This window comes from Idiomarina sp. UBA4520, from assembly GCF_002388365.1.
Lineage (GTDB): Bacteria > Pseudomonadota > Gammaproteobacteria > Enterobacterales > Alteromonadaceae > Idiomarina > Idiomarina zobellii.
Window position 1 is genome coordinate 60053 of record NZ_DGMK01000011.1, and the last position, 19415, is coordinate 79467.

The 19415-nt window shown below is 45.9% G+C and carries 21 protein-coding genes; 10 read left to right on the top strand and 11 right to left on the bottom strand.

The features are described from left to right. Positions 1-8: 8 nt before the first annotated feature. Positions 9-1598, bottom strand: a complete 1590-nt coding sequence (locus tag B3850_RS03935) for a sensor domain-containing phosphodiesterase (RefSeq protein ID WP_286911415.1) — start codon at positions 1596-1598, stop codon at positions 9-11. Positions 1599-1769: 171 nt separating this feature from the next. Here B3850_RS03935 and B3850_RS03940 point away from each other — a divergent pair, with 171 nt between their 5' ends. After that, complete coding sequence (locus B3850_RS03940; RefSeq protein ID WP_286872374.1) at positions 1770-2468, top strand: nucleoside-binding protein; 699 nt, start codon at positions 1770-1772, stop codon at positions 2466-2468. 11 nt (positions 2469-2479) lie between these two features. Here the strand turns inward: B3850_RS03940 and B3850_RS03945 are convergent, their stop codons facing one another. Next, a complete protein-coding gene (locus B3850_RS03945; RefSeq protein WP_286872376.1) occupies positions 2480-3838 on the bottom strand; it encodes an MBL fold metallo-hydrolase RNA specificity domain-containing protein in 1359 nt (452 codons plus the stop codon). Beyond that, positions 3835-5247, bottom strand: coding sequence for a sensor domain-containing diguanylate cyclase (locus B3850_RS03950; protein ID WP_286911416.1), 1413 nt, complete (start codon positions 5245-5247; stop codon positions 3835-3837). Before B3850_RS03950 ends, B3850_RS03945 begins: the two co-directional genes overlap by 4 nt. Before the next feature lie 125 nt (positions 5248-5372). Here B3850_RS03950 and B3850_RS03955 point away from each other — a divergent pair, with 125 nt between their 5' ends. Then, complete coding sequence (locus B3850_RS03955) at positions 5373-7049, top strand: isovaleryl-CoA dehydrogenase (RefSeq protein ID WP_286872380.1); 1677 nt, start codon at positions 5373-5375, stop codon at positions 7047-7049. Here the strand turns inward: B3850_RS03955 and B3850_RS03960 are convergent. Both B3850_RS03960 and B3850_RS03965 read right to left on the bottom strand, forming a co-directional pair. Then, a complete protein-coding gene (locus B3850_RS03960) occupies positions 7003-7509 on the bottom strand; it encodes a DUF2937 family protein (RefSeq protein WP_286872382.1) in 507 nt (168 codons plus the stop codon). The two genes, B3850_RS03955 and B3850_RS03960, sit on opposite strands and share 47 nt — an antisense overlap. 86 nt (positions 7510-7595) lie before the next feature. After that, positions 7596-8498, bottom strand: coding sequence for a sensor domain-containing diguanylate cyclase (locus B3850_RS03965; RefSeq protein WP_286872384.1), 903 nt, complete (start codon positions 8496-8498; stop codon positions 7596-7598). A gap of 252 nt (positions 8499-8750) precedes the next feature. Between B3850_RS03965 and B3850_RS03970 the strand changes: the two genes are divergently transcribed. Next, positions 8751-10001 carry a DEAD/DEAH box helicase gene (locus B3850_RS03970; RefSeq protein WP_273267351.1) on the top strand — a complete coding sequence of 417 codons (1251 nt, stop codon included), beginning with the start codon at positions 8751-8753 and terminating at the stop codon, positions 9999-10001. A gap of 22 nt (positions 10002-10023) precedes the next feature. Here the strand turns inward: B3850_RS03970 and B3850_RS03975 are convergent, their stop codons facing one another. Both B3850_RS03975 and B3850_RS03980 read right to left on the bottom strand, forming a co-directional pair. Next, positions 10024-10935, bottom strand: a complete 912-nt coding sequence (locus B3850_RS03975; RefSeq protein ID WP_286872387.1) for a M14 family metallopeptidase — start codon at positions 10933-10935, stop codon at positions 10024-10026. A 71-nt stretch (positions 10936-11006) separates the two neighbouring features. Beyond that, positions 11007-11318: a YebG family protein gene (locus B3850_RS03980; protein ID WP_286911417.1), complete on the bottom strand. Its 312-nt coding sequence runs from the start codon at positions 11316-11318 to the stop codon at positions 11007-11009. Between the two features lie 134 nt (positions 11319-11452). On the opposite strand from B3850_RS03980, the gene B3850_RS03985 reads away from it, so the two are divergent. Further along, positions 11453-12637 (top strand): MFS transporter, encoded by a 1185-nt coding sequence (locus B3850_RS03985; RefSeq protein ID WP_053952413.1) that lies wholly within the window; start codon positions 11453-11455, stop codon positions 12635-12637. Here B3850_RS03985 and B3850_RS03990 read toward each other — a convergent pair. Continuing rightward, entirely contained in the window at positions 12627-13283 is a 657-nt protein-coding gene (locus tag B3850_RS03990; protein ID WP_058578925.1) for a flavin reductase family protein, read from the bottom strand. The genes B3850_RS03985 and B3850_RS03990 overlap by 11 nt on opposite strands. 149 nt (positions 13284-13432) lie before the next feature. Between B3850_RS03990 and B3850_RS03995 the strand changes: the two genes are divergently transcribed. Further along, entirely contained in the window at positions 13433-13852 is a 420-nt protein-coding gene (locus B3850_RS03995) for a hypothetical protein (protein ID WP_058578924.1), read from the top strand. A 171-nt stretch (positions 13853-14023) separates the two neighbouring features. Here B3850_RS03995 and arfB read toward each other — a convergent pair whose 3' ends face one another. Next, complete coding sequence (arfB, locus tag B3850_RS04000) at positions 14024-14434, bottom strand: alternative ribosome rescue aminoacyl-tRNA hydrolase ArfB (RefSeq protein WP_053952416.1); 411 nt, start codon at positions 14432-14434, stop codon at positions 14024-14026. A gap of 85 nt (positions 14435-14519) precedes the next feature. Between arfB and B3850_RS04005 the strand changes: the two genes are divergently transcribed. Beyond that, positions 14520-15515: a branched-chain amino acid aminotransferase gene (locus tag B3850_RS04005; RefSeq protein ID WP_286911418.1), complete on the top strand. Its 996-nt coding sequence runs from the start codon at positions 14520-14522 to the stop codon at positions 15513-15515. Between the two features lie 14 nt (positions 15516-15529). On the opposite strand, the gene B3850_RS04010 is transcribed toward B3850_RS04005, so the two are convergent. Together B3850_RS04010 and B3850_RS04015 are read right to left on the bottom strand one after the other, a co-directional pair. Then, on the bottom strand, positions 15530-15847 hold the full coding sequence (locus B3850_RS04010) for an antibiotic biosynthesis monooxygenase family protein (RefSeq protein WP_058578922.1): 318 nt from the start codon (positions 15845-15847) through the stop codon (positions 15530-15532). Between the two features lie 28 nt (positions 15848-15875). Next, a complete protein-coding gene (locus tag B3850_RS04015) occupies positions 15876-16016 on the bottom strand; it encodes a DUF3149 domain-containing protein (RefSeq protein WP_273267334.1) in 141 nt (46 codons plus the stop codon). 193 nt (positions 16017-16209) lie between these two features. Between B3850_RS04015 and B3850_RS04020 the strand changes: the two genes are divergently transcribed. The 4 genes from B3850_RS04020 to B3850_RS04035 form a co-directional block, all read left to right on the top strand. Further along, complete coding sequence (locus B3850_RS04020; RefSeq protein WP_286875761.1) at positions 16210-16710, top strand: BON domain-containing protein; 501 nt, start codon at positions 16210-16212, stop codon at positions 16708-16710. 130 nt (positions 16711-16840) lie between these two features. After that, positions 16841-17383, top strand: coding sequence for a PH domain-containing protein (locus B3850_RS04025; protein ID WP_286875763.1), 543 nt, complete (start codon positions 16841-16843; stop codon positions 17381-17383). Further along, complete coding sequence (locus B3850_RS04030) at positions 17376-18926, top strand: PH domain-containing protein (RefSeq protein WP_286875765.1); 1551 nt, start codon at positions 17376-17378, stop codon at positions 18924-18926. Before B3850_RS04025 ends, B3850_RS04030 begins: the two co-directional genes overlap by 8 nt. A gap of 58 nt (positions 18927-18984) precedes the next feature. Then, the coding region (locus B3850_RS04035; RefSeq protein WP_286911419.1) for a DUF938 domain-containing protein at positions 18985-19415 on the top strand (431 nt) is incomplete at its 3' end.

The window sequence follows — 19415 nt, forward strand, 5'->3', positions numbered from 1 at the left end:
AGGAAAAATCAGTTTAGTAATCGGTTTACTTCGGGGCTTGGTTTGCCGATGTAATAGCCTTGCAAATACTCAATATTCTGGCTACACAAATAGCTATTCACTTCTTCGTTTTCGACAAACTCGGCAACAATAGGAATGTTTAATTCCTTACAGATACTTATCATGCCATTTAAAATACTGGCACTGGTCTCATCGTAAAGCACATTCTGAACAATACTGCCGTCAATTTTTAAGTAGTCGGGCCGAAGGCTGATAAGCCTAGAAAAGTTTGAATACCCCACACCAAAGTCATCAATCGCAATTTGACCACCCAGTTGCCTTACCTCTTTAGCAAAGGTCTGAACTTTCTCAAAGTCCTCAGTCGACTCTGTTTCGGTTATTTCAAATATCAATTGCGCCTTTTTGTGCTCCATCAGCACATAACGTATGAAGTTAACGGTTTTATCGTTGAGTATGTCTTCAATGGATAAATTCACAGATATAGCGACGCCAAATTCCTCAGACGCTAATACCGCCTGCTCTATGACTGAGCGAGTAATTTCACAGTAATAACGCGTCGTTTTTGCTTTATCGAGGAACATTCCTGGCGGCAAGTCACTATTATTGTCTCGCATTCTGACAAGAGCTTCGTAATAACTTGGGCGTTCTTTCGAGGTACTCTTAATTGGCTGGTAATAATTAATGAAACGATGGTCAGTGATAGCGGACTGAATCTTCGGAATCCAATTGATCTTGTTTTCTTTTAAGAACTCGCGCTCTCGTACCACTTCAATTTTATGGCCAGAGTAAATTGCCTTCGCCTTTGACAGTGCACTTTCTGCCAACTGCAGGTGTTTGTTATCTCCTACGCCCATACCTATTGCCACGTCCAAATTCGCTTCTACGTCACGAACCTGAAGCTTTAAGTCTGACAATGATTCGTAAAAATGCAGCAGGTGACTTTCAAAAAGCGTGGGGATCATCCGAAAGTCGGGAATCAGAGCAAACTTGTCGCTATACAGGCGATAAATATTAATATGGTTAGGTTTTAACTGGTTCTGAGCCCAAAGACTGAACTTTCGGAGCAGTTCATCGCCGAAATCTAAGCCGTAAAAATCGGCATAACTACGGAATTTGCGAATGTCGAGTACCGCTAGGCACTGCGCTTTAACACGCTTTAAGTCATTTAGCAGGTCGACCCGCGTCGGCAAACCTGTTACCCGATCATAACGAGCTTCCTGCAAAAGCTCATCTAAATAAACTTCACGGGAAATATCCTGAAACAGCAAGACTAGCTCGCTCAAACTACCTTTCTCGTCGTACAGCGGTATCGTCATACAACGGCACCAGTTAGTGCGGGTATTACTTTCCAGGCAAACAGTACCATTCCAGCTATTCCCCGACTCAATAGCGTAGCTAATCACTTCTTTTATATGATCACGGTTATCAGGGTGCAGAAAGTTGTGAAACGGTGTTGTTTGTTTCAGGTAGTGAATATCGAGCAGCTTATGCATGGAGTCACTTAACCACCGAATGTGACCAGACGGAGACAGTCGGGCACAAAGCGCAGTAGACTCTAGTGTATTTATGTACTGCTTTAACAAAAATTGATCACGCATTCGCGCTTGGTTACCTCAGCAACTCAATATAGATGTTAGCTTTTTGTAATGTAACGAATTCGATAGGATAATAACAGCCCGCAACAGCAGATATTTCTTTAAATTTACGGTCTAGCTTGCGTATAATCCACTCGCTTTTACAAACTTGACTAAAATTTAGGCGTTTTCTCAATGAAACACATTGTTTTCTCTTTATTGATTCTTTTAGCTTTACCCTTCACGGCAACGGCAGAAAAATACTGGTCAGACACCAGCCTTACCTATTTGAACGGCGGTGACTATGAAGTTGGCGACCCCGATCGCCAGGTCATCACCCTGGAATATGTCGGCGGTTACAGCTGGGGTAAAATATTCGCATTTGGCGACAGACTCGAGTCTGACAACGGCGACACCGAAACCTATATTGAGGTATCTCCGGAAGTCTACTTTGTCGAATTCGAAGACAATTTAGTGAACAACTTAAGCTTTACTACAACAGCAGAAATTGGCGATGGTTTTACTCATTACCTGTATGGTATTGGCGCCGCTTTTGACTTACCGGGCTTTCAGTTCTTCGAAATTGACGCGTACAGAAGAAACAACGACGGTTTTGAAAACAACTATCAGGTAACGCTGTCATGGGGCCTGCCTTTCTCCATTGGCGAAACCGAGTGGATGTACGACGGCTTTTTAGATTACACGTCTGGCATTAGTGGCGTTGGCCCAGCCAATATGAACTTTACTTCCCAGTTAAAGTGGAACCTGGCACCGTATTTCGACCTATCTGCGCCATTTTACGTTGGTGTTGAGTACGTTTACTGGCGCAACAAGTTTTACATTGATGGTGTTAATGAGAAAAACCCGAACTTATTGATTAAATGGCACTTTTAAGTGCCATTTTCTTATAAATGGTAAACACTTTGATAATCCGCGACATCTACGTCGAAAGATGTTGTTCGCATAAGATGGTCGCGAAATGTTTCTAAGGCGTCCAGCTCCCCATGCACTAACTGAACTGCCGTATTTGGCTTTAATTCAGACTGTTTCAGCCACTGCGTAATTTCTTCATAATCGGCATGGCCCGACAAGCCCTCCAGGGCTCTTATGCGGGCTTTTACCGGCAACCATTGGCCATGCAATTTAATCGACTCCACACCCTGTAACATCTTAGCACCGCGCGTACCGCCTGCCTGATGACCACTGAATAACACCGTAGCACGATGGTCAGCCAGCCAACGCTTAAAATGGTGCAATATACGGCCGCCGGTCGCCATACCACTGCCGGCTATAATAATATGTGGGCCCGACTGCGATGCAATCGCTTTCGATGCATCCACCGAGCGGGTGTATTCCACTTTATTAAAAGTATTCTGGCACTGAGCATCGGAAAGTTTATGCAACTCATGAAAGCGCTGATACAAACCAGACACGTTAATGGCCATTGGCGAGTCCAGGAAAATAGGCTGTCGCGGAATACGCTTTTCGTCCATCAATTTCACAAGCAAATACTGCAGCAACTGCGCTCGTCCTACCGAAAAACTCGGAATTAATAACACACCACCAGACTGAGAAGTCTCATTAACCACTTCAGCAAGCTGCTCTTCCGTACTTTCTGTGTCAGCATGTCGTCTGTCACCATACGTTGACTCGAGCATCAACAAATCGAGGTCTGGCAAAGGCTCTGGTGGGTACATCATAATGTCGTTGGGACGTCCAATGTCGCCGGAAAACCCTACTCGCTTACCATCGGCTTCAAGAATCACGCTGGCAGCTCCTAAAATATGACCTGCCTTGCGCAGGGTTATGGTGATATCGCCGATAGAAAACTGCTGATGATACTCCACGCCCTGAAACAACGTCATGGACGCTTTTGCGGTCGCTTCATCATAAAGCGGCTCAGGCTTTTCATGCCGACTGAGCTTATGTTTACCGAGATACTTGGCGTCCTCTTCTTGTATACGACCACTGTCCGCCAGCAAGATATCACACAAGCCAACCGTTGCATGATGCGTAAACACAGGACCACGGTAGCCATTTTTATATAAAACCGGAATAAAACCGGAATGGTCTAAATGCGCATGTGTCAGAACAACACCGTCAACGTTCTGAATACCCATTGGCAAAGGCTGCCAATTACGTCGGCGTAACCACTTATAGCCCTGAAACAACCCACAGTCGACCAATAGACGAGTAGATTCGGTTTCGACTAAATATTTTGAGCCGGTTACGGTCTCTGCACCGCCTAGAAATACAATTTTCATACAGCGTCCTTTTCAATGCGATCACGGCCGTTGCGTTTTGCCTGCAATAGCGCTCTATCTGCTCGGTCGATAGTGACCATTATGTGTTCATTTTTCGACACCTGCGCAACACCAAAGCTACAGGACAAACGTTCTGAAAGCGATGATATTGTTATTCTTGATATCGCCTCTCTCAGTTTATGCGCAACACCAACAGCTCCGCTTTGATCGGTATCAGGCAATAAGATCATAAATTCATCACCGCCAAAGCGACCGAGTATGTCGGACTCACGCAGTTGCGTATTGACCGCCTGAGTAATTTCAACAAGTGCTGAGTCACCGATAATATGTCCGTAAATATCATTAATTGACTTAAACTTGTCGACATCGAACATAATGACCGAAATAGGCTTATTGCGCCGTTTCGCCATTTTTAATAATAAGTCAGCCTGCTGCATAAAGTGTTCGCGAGAAGCGGCGCTTGTTAAGCCGTCTTGCGACACCTGATGGGTCAGATATTGGTTGTGCGCGATAAGCGCCGGGACCGTTAGTCCAAACCAAGCACTTGAGGCAATAACGGTTACCGCAAACTGATACACTATAGCGTAGTCCATTAAACCTAATAAACCGATAGAAAACGCCGTAATTGTGCTAAAAACAGCAAGCGCAATAGCCGTTTTTAATGGCGATTCGGTGTAAGAAATCCAAAGCAGGGGTAGTATTAAGAAAAAGACGACAAAAGCCGCTTCTTCATAGCTCGAAAACTTAGAAATGATCAAGCAAACGGCCAACATAACCAATGTAATCAGCAGTTTACTGGCAAAAGACGACCAACTCCCTCCCCCTTCTGTGAACTTTAAACCGCCCAGCCAACGCTCGATTTGAGGATAACGCCAACTGACCAACGCAATGAAAATAGGAGTGAGTACGATAACGCCACTTAAATCGCCAATCCACCATGGCAGCCAGGTGTACCAAAGTGCCTCAGGCTCAAGCAAACTGCCGGAAATCATGACTTCAGTACCCAGCCAAGCCGCGCAAAATGACGACAACGCAGCTATTCCCAAAAACGTCATAATAGTGCTGGATAAACCGTGGCTGCCCAACCGTATTAGCTTAGAACGAAGTAGCCATGCGCCCAGAAAATAAGGCACAGTATGAGCCACGCCAAAAGTCACACCAGTAACCAGCAACTCTTTAACAGGTGTTTGGTCACCGTATAAATCTGAGACCCATAAAGTGGTAATTACGCCTCCCAGCAATATTGCCGGAAACGCTCGCCAACTCATGACCAAAAAAGCCGCAAATGTCAGACCTGCCGGTGGAAACCAAATACTGGCGTGCGGGCCGTACTCCATAACAGCGGCAACACGCCACAAGAGTACCCAGGCCAGAATCAGTAAAATTGTTCGTAGTAGGTGTTGGCGCAAAATAAGCTTCTTTTTATTTTTCGTTATGCTTCTAACTGTTATCAAAAAACGCCCAAAAGGCAACCTTTAGTGTATTGACGAAGGCAATTTAACTTGCTTCACTCAAAGTTAATAAGGAGTGAATAATGACGCAGCAATACCCTAAAGCGGACCAGTTTATGGCCAGTACGCATGAGGTTGAAAACCAGCCCCAGCCTTTGGAGAACTATAACCTTTATTTAGCCGATACTGCGCTACAAAGTGCTGTTGAGCGAGAAGGGGCCAGCTGGGCATTTTCTGACCTTATTGCCTTTGGTGAGCTGGCAGGCCAACGTGAAAGTATTGAACGCGGCTTTCAGGCTAACAAATATCAGCCAGAGCTTCGCACCCACGACCGCTACGGACACCGTATTGACCAAGTCGATTTTCACCCCAGTTACCATCAACTAATGACAACAGCGATTGAACACGGCCTGCACGCAAGCCCGTGGAGCGACCCCAAACCGGGAGCTCATGTGGCACGAGCTGCCAAGTATTATTTGCATACTCAAGTCGAAGCCGCCCACGGCTGCCCTATTACCATGACTTTTGCCGCTATTCCGGCATTGCGTCATCAACCAAATTTGTTGCGGGAATGGGCGCCAAAAATTATGGCTCGCACCTATGATCCCAGTAACCGCCCGCATACCGAGAAAAACGCAGTAACCATTGGTATGGCTATGACTGAGAAACAAGGCGGCTCTGACGTAAGAAGAAATACGACGAGGGCTTACCCTATTGGCCAAACAGGCCCTGGCGAAGCTTATGAATTGGTTGGGCATAAGTGGTTTGTGTCGGCGCCTATGTGTGATGCGTTTCTAGTGTTAGCCCAAACCGATAATGGGTTGTCTTGCTTTTTAGTTCCCCGCTGGCGTCCCGACGGATCTAAAAACCCACTACAAATACAACAACTCAAACAAAAAATGGGCAACGCCGCCAACGCATCCAGCGAAACCGAATTGCGCGGAGCTTTGGGCTGGATGGTCGGCGAAGAAGGTCGCGGTGTTCGCACTATTATTGAAATGGTCGCTACCACTCGCTACGACTGTATGATTGGCTCCTCTTCCGGTATGCGCCAGGCCGCTGCTCAGGCCATACACCATGCCTCAAACCGGGAAGCTTTCGGTGCTCGGTTAAGCGAACAACCACTCATGCAAAATCTCCTGGCCGACCTGGCACTAGAAAGCGAAGCCGCCATGACCTATACCATGCGCATAGCTCGCGCAATGGACAACCAAGACAATGAGCACGAAAAGCTGCTGTCCCGCATTGCTACGCCCATTGGCAAATACTGGATTTGTAAGCGCACACCTAACCACGCCTATGAGGCGATGGAGGTTATTGGTGGTAGTGGAGTGATGGAAAACCACATTATGCCACGCCTTTTCCGGGAGTCTCCGGTTAACGCAATATGGGAGGGTAGCGGTAACGTTCAATGTCTGGATATTTTGCGTGCTATTGAGAAGCAACCTGACGTTCTCGATGCCTACTTTATGGAATTACAGAAAGCGCAGGGAGCGAATAGACATTTTGATACATTTTTGAATGACATAAAGTCCGAGTTTACAGACACCAACACGCTGCAATACCGGGGCCGAATCATAGCCGATAAAATGGCACTTGGCTTACAAGCGGCGTTATTGCTTCAACACTCAACTAGCGACGTTGCCGATGCATTTTGCCTAAGCCGTCTAGCCTCAAACGGAGGCTTAAATTATGGGACAATGCCGACAGAAGTTAACTGTGCTGCGATCGTCGAAAGGGCCGCGCCAACAAGCGGATAAAAAGTTCACCAATAATTGCGAGCACTAAGCCACAAACTAAGCCAAATAAAATGGCGCCCGGGTTCAACTTGACGGTGTAGGAAAAGTCGCTTCTTACTTCCTGCTGAATATCTGCTACTGGAGAAACAAAGGCTTGGGTATATGCGCTCCAGACATTTTCGTTAAATTCATTCAAGGCACGAAGTAATAACTGGTGGCGCTGATAAATAGCGCTGATGCTTTGCCCTCCTTCCTGAAAAACAACATCATCGCTGGCTTCATAGTGAGCAATGAGTTGCTCAATATCACCATCGAAAAATTTCTCAGCTTCATCTCTGAACTCATCGAGGCTTCGTTCCGATTCTACTAGGTGAGCATTGAGGCTTTTACCATACTGGTCGACGAAGCCCGGTATCTGAATGCCTGCCAGTACGCCAAAAATCAACAAAATAATTCGCAGGTAAGATGTGAAAACGCCCATGCTCTCTCCTTACATAGCCTAAAGCTACTCTAGGCCAGACCATGGTCAATAATCAAACAAAATTACACGACTTAACGCAAGAGAAGCTAACCGGTCAGAACAACGGCATTCTTACCTTCTTTTTTCGCCTGGTACATGGCTCGATCTGCGCGTGCCATAATGTTTTCAACGGTATAGTGCTCTGATGGTTTATCACACTGGCACAGGCCAATAGACAAGGTTACTGGCAAGTTCGCATGCCCTATTCCACTGACCAACTCGGCTCTTAAACGCTGCATCATTTGCTCTGCGTCATTGGCTGTAATCATTGGATGAATAGTGGCGAATTCATCCCCGCCAATTCGGGCAACATAATCGGTATGGCGGCTGTGCAGGCGAATAAGCTCAGCAATTTTTTGCAGGACTTCATCACCGTACTGATGACCATATTCATCGTTAATGTCTTTAAAGTCGTCCAGGTCGATAAAGCTGACTGCGAACGGTGTGCCGTGCTGTTCCAGCTGCGCAATTTCATCAGTCAGTTGAGTGGTGAATGCTCGGCGGTTCATAATGCCGGTAAGATGATCAGTCAGCGCCTGGCGCTTTTCAAACTCAAGCTCTAAACGAATTTTGTCTTCTGCTTTTTTCAGCAAGGTATAGTCTCGAACTATCGCAATACCAAACAGTTCACCGTCAATTTCCATTTGGTTCAGCATGATATCGACGTAGAACTTAGAGCCATCACGTCGTACGGCGGGAAAGATTAAGCCATTCCCCATGGAGCGCCGCCCCGGATGTTTAAAAAACTTAGAGAGATGCTCGTCATGCTTTTCCCGAAACTCTTCCGGTAACAAACAGTTAAGTGGCATTTTCAACATAGAAGAGGACGAATAGCCAAACATTGCGGCGGCCGCTTGATTCACTGCAACAATAAAGCCATGCGGGTTTATAACAACTGCACCATCGGGAATAATTTCCAGAAAATCAGTAAAGGCGTGTTTTACTTCCATGAGCAGTTCTCCGTTACAGCGCAGTCCGTTTTAAAGCGATAAGTTTGTCTTGGCTAAGATAACCAATATATAACAGTTTTGTTGAAGCATTAAGCAGAATCACCGGTCAGCTCACAAGAAAAAACGCATTCCGAAACGATAGTTGATGCAGATCAAAAATAATAACTAAAACTGTGCTGGTACGGCTGTGTTATAATGCAGCGAAATTCACAGCAACTGTGATGTCTATTTAAATAAAATTCCCGGAGCTTCATGTCCACAGAACAAAATCAGAGCTCGTTCCAGTCACTAGGACTGAACGACAATATCTTACGAGCCGTTACTGAGTGCGGTTATACCACCCCTACCCCGATTCAAGAGCAAGCCATTCCTACCGTAATGAAAGGTCATGACTTACTGGCAGCGGCACAAACCGGAACCGGGAAAACAGCAGGCTTCACGCTTCCTTTATTGCATAACTTGTCTTCGACGAAGACAGAAGGTAAGCCTGTTATTCGAGCGCTAATATTAACACCGACACGTGAGTTAGCAGCTCAGGTTGAGGACAACCTCAACACCTACGCAAAGTACACAGGCCTCAAATCGCTGGTCATTTTCGGTGGCGTGGGCATAAACCCGCAAATTAATGCGTTACGTCGCGGCGTCGATATCTTAGTCGCAACACCAGGACGACTGCTTGATCACAGCCGTCAGGGTACCGTCGATTTAAGCAAGATTGATGTGCTGATATTAGATGAAGCTGACCGGATGCTAGACATGGGCTTTATTCATGACATTAAAAAAGTCATGAAGCTGATTCCTGAACAGCGTCAGACCCTGCTCTTCTCAGCCACTTTTTCTAAAGAGATTAAAGCGTTGGCTCAGCAGTTTATGCATCAACCTAAACTGGTTGAAGTTGCACGCCAGAATGCAGCAGCAGATACAATTGAGCAGCGTGTCTACCCTGTCGATAAAAAACGCAAACGCGAGCTATTAAGCTACCTAATTGGCAGCAGAAACTGGCGACAAGTGTTGGTGTTTACCCGCACCAAGCACGGCGCAAACCGCTTGGCGACTCAACTCACTGACGATGGCTTACCGGCGATGGCTATTCACGGTAATAAGAGCCAGGGCGCCAGAACCAAAGCCTTAGCACAATTTAAGGCAGGTAAATTACGAGTCTTAGTCGCGACGGATATCGCTGCGCGCGGCATTGATATCGACGAATTACCTCACGTTATTAACTTTGAGTTACCGCAGGTTGCCGAAGACTATGTGCACCGCATTGGACGTACCGGTCGAGCCGGCAGCGAAGGCGAAGCCGCTTCTTTGGTCTGCGTTGACGAACATAAGTTGCTACGCGACATTGAAAAGCTGACCAAGAATGAGATACCGAAAGAAGTGGTTCCGGGTTTTGAGCCCGATCCGAGCATAAAACCTGAGCCTATCCAAAAGCCCAGAGGTAGCCGGCCAAATAACTCGCGCCGTGCGCCGAGACAAAACCGCCCGGCGACACGACGCTAGCCACTTCACTGTCGGCTGGGTTTTACTTCAAAAAATCCAGCCCGCCAGTTACTGCAGCGACCTGAGCTTCAATACACTGCTCAGGCGTTGCTTTGGGGCTGTCGGGGTAAACTTCTGTGGTTGTGGCGTACTCTGCTTTACTGAAGCTAATGCAAAGTCCCAGCTTAGACGTTGGCAGTAAAATAACACCTCGCTGCGAAATGTCTTCGCCAATCAGTTTATTTTCATCATCAGCATCCGCTATGTGAGTGACTTTCTCAACAGAGTCCAGTACGGCCTTTTGGAATTCCGGGTAAGGCTTTTCGGCATTACCGACCAAATAGAAGCCGTCAGGGATATTCCAGTTAGTATTCACGGTACCATCCATTGCGGCTTTTGCCGGACGAAACTCACTGTTGTCAGTATCTGTGGTTTCATGCAAGTCAATGTGCGCCAGAATATCTACGCCTAAATCCGCAACGTACTTCATAATATGAGCGCACTCGCCAGCCGGTGATTCAGCAACAAACGAACGGTTAGGATCAATAGCTGCCGGATTCCAGCGATTAATGGTTTCATAGCCCCACGGACTTAAACACGGTGCAACAACAACGTTAAAGTTCTCTGCATAGCTATTGGCTTGGGTTTCTATAAAACGCAACGCACCGTGAACACCACTTGTTTCGTAGCCGTGTACACCACCAGTGACTAATACCGTCGGTTTATTACTGTCCCAACTCTTAGTTTTCACCGCGAATAACGGGTAAGTAGCGCTTTCGTAAGCCAACTCGCCATAGTGTTCAACGTCAAAGTCGTCTTTAAATGTCTCTATTTTGCTAACAACATCATCAAAGTATGAACGCTTTTGAGTTTGCTCCGCTAACCATTGCGCTTTTTCTTCCGCACCCCATGGTTTACCCGGAGTACCAATGTGGTAAATCGTTTCTTGCGTCATAGCCTGATCCTATTTATTACGTCTTTTAAAGAGAGACTGCTATATTACCAAAGTCTTCTCGAGCACCAAAGCTATGCTGCCTTGGTCGCCTCTTTATTGCCCGCTTTATTCTCTACTTTCTCTGCCTGTGCTTTTTCTGCTTTCGGCTTTTTCGGTTTCTTGGCGCCGAGAGCAATTAAAACATTTTCTCGTTCTTTCGCTAAAAACATCGCCATATCTTCAAGCTGCTTGTCGTCAGTAAAAAGCTCGCTGCTTTCAATTAAGGGCGTTAGCGCCTCTGCCATATCCAACATTTTATCGTGTGCATCAGCTTCGGCTTTCGAGGTAAATGTCATTTTTTCGGCTCCATCGCGAATCACTACGTATTGGGTTACTACAGCCATGGTTGTGTCCTTTGCTGAGGTTTACAGATACTGGTTATTTGTACAGTATAAAGCAAGTAATTGCAATAGCTGCCACATTCGCTAAACTGCGCACTCTTAACAAAGACGATAAGTACAGGAATACAGCCAGCCCCATGACTCAGTTCTCCAAAGCACAAGTTCGACTGGCTATATTTGCCATGGCCATTGGCAGTTTTGCTATTGGTATCGGTGAGTTCGTGATTATGGGTTTGCTGCCTGACGTCGCTACCGATTTTAATACTGACACGCGTACAACCGGGCACTTAATCAGTCTTTACGCTTTAGGTGTTGTTGTCGGTGCGCCACTTATTACTATCCTCTTTGCGCGCTTTCCTCGTAAGCCTATGCTACTCATACTGTTGTTCGTTTTCGCTATTGGTAATTTTGCCAGCGCATCGGCCGATAATTACTTTTTGCTGCAAATTTTACGATTTCTAACTGGTCTGCCGCATGGGGCTTATTTTGGCATAGCCTGTTTGGTCGCTGCCGATATGGTACGCCGGAACCAACGCGGTATGGCTGTCACTATGGTTATGATGGGCCTTACCATCGCCATTTTGGTTGGTAACCCTCTAGCCACATGGCTCGGGCAGCTCATCGACTGGCGTACGGTCTACCACACTGTTGGTGCATTAGGTTTAGTTGCACTGGTTATGATTGCACTTGTGGTTCCACAACATCCAAACGAACAAAAAACCTCTGCTCGAGGCGAAATGAGAGCCTTACAGAACCCACAGGTTTGGCTAACGCTGGCTATTGGCGCTATCGGTTTTGGCGGCATGTTTGCGGTTTTAAGCTACATAGCCCCCACCTTGATTAACGCTACCGGACTGGCTCCCCACTGGATACCTATTGCATTGCTTATCTACGGTATCGGCTCGTTAGCAGGAAGTTTAGTCGGCGGTTGGGCAGCGGACCGAAGCCTTAAGTTAACGATTGGTGGCTCACTTATTTGGTCTGCAGTTGTACTAGGTATTTTCCCCTTTACGCTAGAAAGCATTTGGAGCGTTATGCCAATGGTCCTGCTACTTGGCAGTGCAGCGGCTTTGGTTCCCGCGCTTCAGGTCCGCCTTATGGATGTAGCGGGAGAAGCACAAACCTTAGCCGCATCGCTGAATCACTCCGCATTTAACGCGGCCAACGCCTTAGGCGCCTGGCTCGGTGGTTTAGCTATTGTTTCACCACTGAGCTGGCAAGGTACCGGTTGGGTCGGCTGCGGTTTGTCCCTCGCAGGCTTATTGCTATTCTGGATCACTAAAGAACACAGCCGTAAAGCGCCCGATATTATTAGCCTTTAGTCTCGCCGTTGATGTGCAATTCGCGCAACTCTTCGTCGGGCTTTGCGTACGACAAACGCGCTGCGCGAGAGGTCAAGTGATAACCATCTAGTCCGGAAATAGTCATAGTACCCAGACCTTCAATGTCGATATAACCATCACTTTGAACTACATCCTCTTGTACATCGACCCAACGCACTTCGCCAACAATAAGCGCCGTGTCGTTGTGTTGTATCGGAATAATTTCAACCAATTGCATACCAATACGCAAAGAGCTCTCAGCCACATAGGGCGCGTGAAAACCATCCATAAACTCAGGTGTTAGGTCACAAGCATCAAACTCGGACTGCTCTCTCGGGTAGCGGGCAGAGGTTTTATGCGCCCTTTTAAAAAAGCTCTCGCCAACATGATTAATAGTATACACACCACTTTCCTCGATATTCTCCCAGGTGTGCCTGGTAACTGATTGCGGGCGCATAATAAAACCGAGAAAAGGCGGATTACTACCAAGGTGAACAACAGAGCTCACAATTGCCAGGTTATCCTGCTGATGACGATCGCGAGTACCTATGACATTGGCGCTCTTAAAGCCAGACAAGCAGTTCACGAAACGAGCCCGCTCTCTATCTTTCATTTGGGCTAAGTCGCTCTGTTTATAGTGTTTCATAATGACCTCAGAAATTTACTTATAGTCTGTGTTACGCACAAATAGCCGCTTTTGATCGTTTAAAAGAACATTTACAAAATCCCTATTGCGAACAGTTATCATTTGCGTTAACTTGTTTTCAATAACGATCAATAGGGAAAGAGACAAAAATGAATAATGCCTACACAGCTTACTTTAGCAGTCAGAAACATCTGCAAGAAGCTACCCAGTATTTACAGCAAAAAAGCTACTGCAGCGCAGCCTCAATACTATCTGAGACTATTGACAATGCTCGATGTGCAGCAGAAGAGGCGGCATTAACTGCGAATGCAATACAAACCTACACGACGGCATCAGTTTTGCTAATCGCTGTTTATATTCGACTCAATAACCAATTCCTTGCTCAAGAAAAACAAGAAGATGCGAGTCGACAGCTTGAGAAATGGCGAACAACCTCGAACTCCAGACAAGTTAAAGACTTGTGCCGCTACTGCTGCCAATTACTTGTTACGGGGTGCCAACATTCTCGTTGTGTGGGTCACTACGTTCAACAACTGGAGGAATTGAACCATGCGCAGGAACAAACCTGAACGTTTGCAACTATCCCTGAGTAAAGAGCAATTAAAGCGTTTACTCTTAGAAAAGCGACTTGTCGCCAGTGATATTCGTTGCTGTGACTACTGTAGCCAATGCGAGTTAAAAGAGCTAATACTGGAGTGCACACGGATAACCTGCTCAAGTGAAACCAGAAATATGGGAAGCTAAAACTCTTTTTTGCGAAGCACCTTTTTCTGGCCGTGCTGCTTCTTCTTATTCAAGCGCTTCTCTTTTGCTGCCCGGCTTGGTTTGGTCGGAATACGCTTTTTCTGTGTTTTCGAAACGCTTCGAATAAGCTCTGTCAGTTGCTCTAATGCTAGTTCTCTGTTCCTTGCCTGGCTACGTGTTTCCTGACTTTTAATAATCACTTTGCCACTTTGAGTAATACGGTGATCATGCTTTTTAAGCAGTCGTTGTTTATAAAAATCCGGTAGTGACGAAGCCTGAATATCAAAAATAAGTTGAGCGGCCGTGGCCACCTTATTGACGTTCTGACCACCCGCCCCACTGGAACGGATAAACTGCCATTCTATTTCATTTTCTGCAATTTGAACGCGCTGAGAAATTTGAATCATAAGGAACCTGTTCAGTCAGTGTCATCCGATTGTTAAAAAATATGGTATATTACTGCGCAACTTTTTACTCGAGCAGGATTAACTTATGGCAGCTTTTGGCTCTGTATTTATGCCACAAATGGCGTTAGCAACGTATGAGAACTCAAATTGGAGCACGCCTGAACTTGTTCCATCTGACGCTATTCAGTTGCACCCAGGTGCCCATGTTTTGCATTATGCTAGCACCTGCTTCGAGGGGCTAAAAGCTTTCCGGTATGAGGACGGCTCAATTAATATTTTTCGGATGGATAGAAATGTAAAACGTATGCAACAGAGCAGTGAGCTGCTGTCATTGCCAGCGTTCGACGAATCTATGCTCGAACATATGATTATCGATGTTGTAAAACACTTTAGCGAAGAAGTCCCTGCTCCTCCGGGCTCTATGTACATTCGGCCAACCCACATTGGCACCGAAGCCGCTATTGGTAAAGCCGCTTCACCTACGCACTCATCCATGCTCTATGTTCTTTTGTCTCCTGTTGGCGACTATTTCTCAGGCGGCGATAAAGCATTGCGGTTACTGCTTGAGGAAGATGGCTCACGCTGTGCCGCCCACATGGGGATGGTAAAAAGTGGCGGTAATTATGCCAGCGCGCTCCAGCCAATTCTTAAAGCTCGCGCTTCTGTTAACGCTGACCAGGTTCTGTTTTGCCCTAATGGTGACGTTCAGGAAACCGGGGCTGCAAACTTTCTGCTTATCGATGGCAATGAGATTATCACCAAAGCACTGGATAGCAGTTTTTTGCACGGTGTCACTCGTGATTCTATTCTCACTATCGCGAAAGATTTAGGAATGAAGGTATCGGAGCGAGAGTTGAGTGTTGAAGAGCTACTAGAGCGCGCCGCGAAGCCAAGCTGTGAAGCTGCTTTGTCCGGCACGGCTGCTGTATTGGCGCCAGTTGGCACCCTTATTCATAACAACAAAGAGTTTTCTGTTGGCAGCGGCAAACCCGGCGAAACAACACTGAAACTCCGCAAAGCCTTAAATGATATTCAGTGGGGCAAAGCGGAAGACAAACACCGCTGGTTAACCAAAGTCTGAAACATGTTTGTCTTTTAGGTGTTGTCAGGCGGTAATACCACCCAGTCAGGGTCTTCGAACTCCCCTAAGGGCGTAATGTCGCAAAATGGCGCTGCGCTGCGAATAATTTCAGCGACCTCCGGGTTATGCTGTCCTTCCATCGCATCCCGCTGCGCTTTCGTGTCCCAGGACGCTATAGCAATTAACGTTTTTTCATCGCCAATCTTTCGATGAAGCTCTGTTCCCTTTGCTCCTGGCGCACGCTGAATGATCTTGCTCGCTTTTACCCAGGCTTCCGCATATTCTTCTGCTGTATGCCCATCTTTTATATGAACCTGAAAAATATATTTCATGGCTCTCCTTTCTCGATTACCGGTACGCTTATTTGCGTTTTTGCTCCGACTTGACCATTTTTATATAGAAAAATACAGCGTAAAAAACGCACATACCAATAACAATAGCTAACCCGCTAAACGAAATAAAGATGACCGGATCACTGAAAAACTCTTGCCATAGACTCATAACTAATACTCCTATCGTGTTTTCTTCAGTTTATGAGAACGCGGCAAATTGATTATTGAGCTACATCAAATTAATGAATATCACTTTATTTTTTGTGGGTATTTTGAAAAACATCTGTAAAGAGCGCCATAAACATCAATTATTGTCCTATATTTAATGACGTTAGTATTTTAGTTAACACTGGAGGTTAGTTATGAAAAACGTAAAAGCGGCTTTATTCGCAAGTTTAATTCCTTTATCGCTTCTTGCGCTATCAGGTTGTAGCGAAAAAGAAGCAAACGAAGCAGAATCTGAAGTTGAAAGCAAAATGGAACAGGCTGAACAAAAAGCTAAAGAAACCATGGATGCCGCTCAGGAAAAATCGGAAGACGCCTGGGATGAAACCAAGGAAAAGTCAGAAGATGCCTGGAACAAAACCAAAGAGGAAGCTCAAGAAGCGGGTGACTACGCTGAGCAAAAAGCTGACCAAGCTGGCGGCTACATTGATGACTCTATCATCACCACTCGTGTTAAAGCGGTTATCTTTGAAGATGACAACTTGAACAGCATGAATATTAGCGTTGAAACAAACAACGGTATTGTGCAGCTGTCGGGCTTTGTTGAAAGTGAAGCTGATATTGATACGGCTGAAAATTTAGCTTCAACCGTTGAAGGCGTGAAAGATATTGAGAACGACCTTCAAGTGAAAGAGTAAGCACTTTTTAAGACTCAAAAGAGCGGCAAATTAGCCGCTCTTTTTATTTGTATCAAACCATTTCAGACACTAGCGATAGACAGAAAAGCTTGCTAACTTAAGCCGCAACAACAATAACAAGCAGCCTGTTATGTCTACCCATTCATTCTCTAATGAGACAATCGAAAACCACGACCTTGCCAAGGCGCGTGAGCAACACTTTTTACCGCTAAGCCCGGCCTACGTAAAAGTGAACTTACTCTGTCGCCTGCTTATTTGCCTTATTATTTTGGTCGCACTTGTTGCCGTTAATTGGCAACCCTGGTTTGAACTGCCCAGCCCTATGCAAAACGCCATTCCCGGCTTACTTATTGCCATTGCTTCATTAGGTTTTTTGCTCTCGGTTTACGGAATTATTGGCGACAAAGTCAAAGGTTATGCTTTGCGAGAGCATGACTTAAGTTACAAAAGCGGCGTTATTTTCAAATCGATTATCAGCCAACCCATATTGCGTATACAGCACGTCGAGCTTAAGCATGGCCCTATCGATCGTCATTTTGGCTTGGCTTCATTAGAGGTTTTCAGTGCTGGCGGCGCTATGCACACCTTTGCCATACCGGGCTTGCCTGAAGAAAAAGCCCGCGAGCTTCGTCAGTATATACTTGAACACGGTGATATTGCGGCTAATGAATAACGAACAAACAAGCAGTATTGACACTACCACTGAAGAGTACCGTGATAAATGGCTCAAGCTGTCTCCGGTCGCAATTATTTATTTTGCGATTCAATTTATAAAAAATACCGCCAGTAACTTCGTTTATTTAATTCCAGCCCTCGTTGTTGGGTATCAGAAACTGGCAGACAATATTGTTTCTATTCTTATTGGCGTCGCTGGAATTTTGGTGTTTATCGCTGTCAGTGCGTTGGTTAAATTTTATTTTTATCAATACCGAATTACCGGGCAGCGAGCGCAAATTCACTCGGGTGTTTTTCAAAAAAAGCACATCGATTTGCCTTTTGAGCGCATTCAAAACATTCGATTCGAGCAGCCTATTTATTACCGCTTTACTGATCACGTCTGTATGCTGCTCGATACCGCCGGTTCAAGCAAAGCAGAAGCGAAAATCATTGCTTTGCCCAAATCAGTTGCCGAAACACTTAAGCAAGAAATATTGCTGTTTAAGAGTCACACCAGTGACACAGAGAGTCAGACTGAGACAGAACAGCAGCATGATCAAGAAACTGTGCTTAATACTCGCTCAGTGAGAGATCTCGTTATTCACGGCTTAGCAAGCAACCGTATATGGATTGTCCTAGGTGCGTTAGCGCCCTTTTTCAACGCTATTTCTGAACAAGTAATTGAAGGAATAGAAAGTTTCGGTGTAGACGTGGAAGCGCTCATGTCCTCCACTCAGTACGCGATGTGGCAATACATTCTGGTTATTGCTTCAGCCACCTTCATTATTGTTGCATTACTGGCGTTAATTTCTGTCATTGGCTCGGTCATTACCTTTTACGATTTTCGCCTTACTCGTTCAGACGACCGCTATATTCGAAGGAATGGCCTATTTACCCGCCATGAGGTGGCTATGCGACTGCGCCGACTACAGATGATCGTATACCAACAAAACTGGCTGGACCGTTTGCTTCAGCGTGTGAACCTTAAATTTGAGCAGCTCAATTCCAGTGTTGAGCGGCATAGTGCTTCCACAGCTGGTGGAAAAATCATGGTTCCCTCCGTTACTTTGAGTGAAGCCGAAGAGCTGGCGAGAGATGCCTGGCCTGAGCATCAGATGGGCAGCATTAAGTTTCACCCTATTAGTAAGCGGTTAATGGTGCGAAACGCATTGGTCTCCTTTTGGCTATTGGTGGGGTCTGCAATCGTTATAAGTTACTTTGGCCATTACCAACTTTCAGCCGCCCTAGTTGCCCTGTTCCTAGCTAGCCTGCCTTTTATTGCGCTGCGATGGAAACGCTGGGGGTATGCAAACGACGGTCAGTTTATATACATTCGTAAAGGTCTCATTGGCGTTAATTACCGTTGCTTTCCCGTTCACAAAGTTCAACAAACCTCGTTTTACCAAAGCTGGTTTATGCGTCGCTTTAAACTGTGCTCTGTTGGCTTCGTGCTTGCCTGTGGTGGTCAGTCAGTTCCTTTTATTAAAGAAACCACAGGTGACGCTTTAATTGATAACACCTTATACCGGGTAGAAGCTTTGAGAAAGTCCTGGATGTAAAATGCTGCGGAGAGTTGTTAGATTATTCGACACTAATAAGACAATTCGGTGATATTTTATGGAACTACCGTTCTCGCAAGCCTGTGAAAACAATAAAGACCCAATCCTTGGGGTTCTGGAAGTCGCTTTTGCTAATGCGTCACGAGTTTTGGAAGTTGGCAGCGGTACAGGGCAACATGCCGTCTACTTCGCCAAAAAACTCTCTCATTTAGAATGGCAGGCAAGTGACCAACCGGAGTATTTACCGGGAGTAACAGCCCGAATTGAAAAAGAAGGGGTACCAGGCCAGCCTTTGCCGGTTGAGTTCGATGTGTTTCAGTCTGTACCTGATGGGCAGTTCGATGCCTTATTTACCGCAAATACTTGTCACATTATGCCCAAAGAGGGTGTCGAAGCGCTGTTTAATCACTTAGCGGACAAGCTTAAATCAGTAAAGCTTTTATGTATTTACGGACCGTTTAATGACAACGGGCATTTCACCAGTGACAG

Bases quoted from the DNA above. Each gene is read 5' to 3' on its own strand.
- B3850_RS03935 (WP_286911415.1), bottom strand. From the start codon at position 1,598: ATGCGTGATCAATTTTTGTTAAAGCAGTACATAAATACACTAGAGTCT.
- B3850_RS03940 (WP_286872374.1), top strand. From the start codon at position 1,770: ATGAAACACATTGTTTTCTCTTTATTGATTCTTTTAGCTTTACCCTTC.
- B3850_RS03945 (WP_286872376.1), bottom strand. From the start codon at position 3,838: ATGAAAATTGTATTTCTAGGCGGTGCAGAGACCGTAACCGGCTCAAAA.
- B3850_RS03955 (WP_286872380.1), top strand. From the start codon at position 5,373: ATGACGCAGCAATACCCTAAAGCGGACCAGTTTATGGCCAGTACGCAT.
- B3850_RS03960 (WP_286872382.1), bottom strand. From the start codon at position 7,509: ATGGGCGTTTTCACATCTTACCTGCGAATTATTTTGTTGATTTTTGGC.
- B3850_RS03965 (WP_286872384.1), bottom strand. From the start codon at position 8,498: ATGGAAGTAAAACACGCCTTTACTGATTTTCTGGAAATTATTCCCGAT.
- B3850_RS03970 (WP_273267351.1), top strand. From the start codon at position 8,751: ATGTCCACAGAACAAAATCAGAGCTCGTTCCAGTCACTAGGACTGAAC.
- B3850_RS03975 (WP_286872387.1), bottom strand. From the start codon at position 10,935: ATGACGCAAGAAACGATTTACCACATTGGTACTCCGGGTAAACCATGG.
- B3850_RS03980 (WP_286911417.1), bottom strand. From the start codon at position 11,318: ATGGCTGTAGTAACCCAATACGTAGTGATTCGCGATGGAGCCGAAAAA.
- B3850_RS03985 (WP_053952413.1), top strand. From the start codon at position 11,453: ATGACTCAGTTCTCCAAAGCACAAGTTCGACTGGCTATATTTGCCATG.
- B3850_RS03990 (WP_058578925.1), bottom strand. From the start codon at position 13,283: ATGAAACACTATAAACAGAGCGACTTAGCCCAAATGAAAGATAGAGAG.
- B3850_RS03995 (WP_058578924.1), top strand. From the start codon at position 13,433: ATGAATAATGCCTACACAGCTTACTTTAGCAGTCAGAAACATCTGCAA.
- arfB (WP_053952416.1), bottom strand. From the start codon at position 14,434: ATGATTCAAATTTCTCAGCGCGTTCAAATTGCAGAAAATGAAATAGAA.
- B3850_RS04005 (WP_286911418.1), top strand. From the start codon at position 14,520: ATGGCAGCTTTTGGCTCTGTATTTATGCCACAAATGGCGTTAGCAACG.
- B3850_RS04010 (WP_058578922.1), bottom strand. From the start codon at position 15,847: ATGAAATATATTTTTCAGGTTCATATAAAAGATGGGCATACAGCAGAA.
- B3850_RS04015 (WP_273267334.1), bottom strand. From the start codon at position 16,016: ATGAGTCTATGGCAAGAGTTTTTCAGTGATCCGGTCATCTTTATTTCG.
- B3850_RS04020 (WP_286875761.1), top strand. From the start codon at position 16,210: ATGAAAAACGTAAAAGCGGCTTTATTCGCAAGTTTAATTCCTTTATCG.
- B3850_RS04025 (WP_286875763.1), top strand. From the start codon at position 16,841: ATGTCTACCCATTCATTCTCTAATGAGACAATCGAAAACCACGACCTT.
- B3850_RS04030 (WP_286875765.1), top strand. From the start codon at position 17,376: ATGAATAACGAACAAACAAGCAGTATTGACACTACCACTGAAGAGTAC.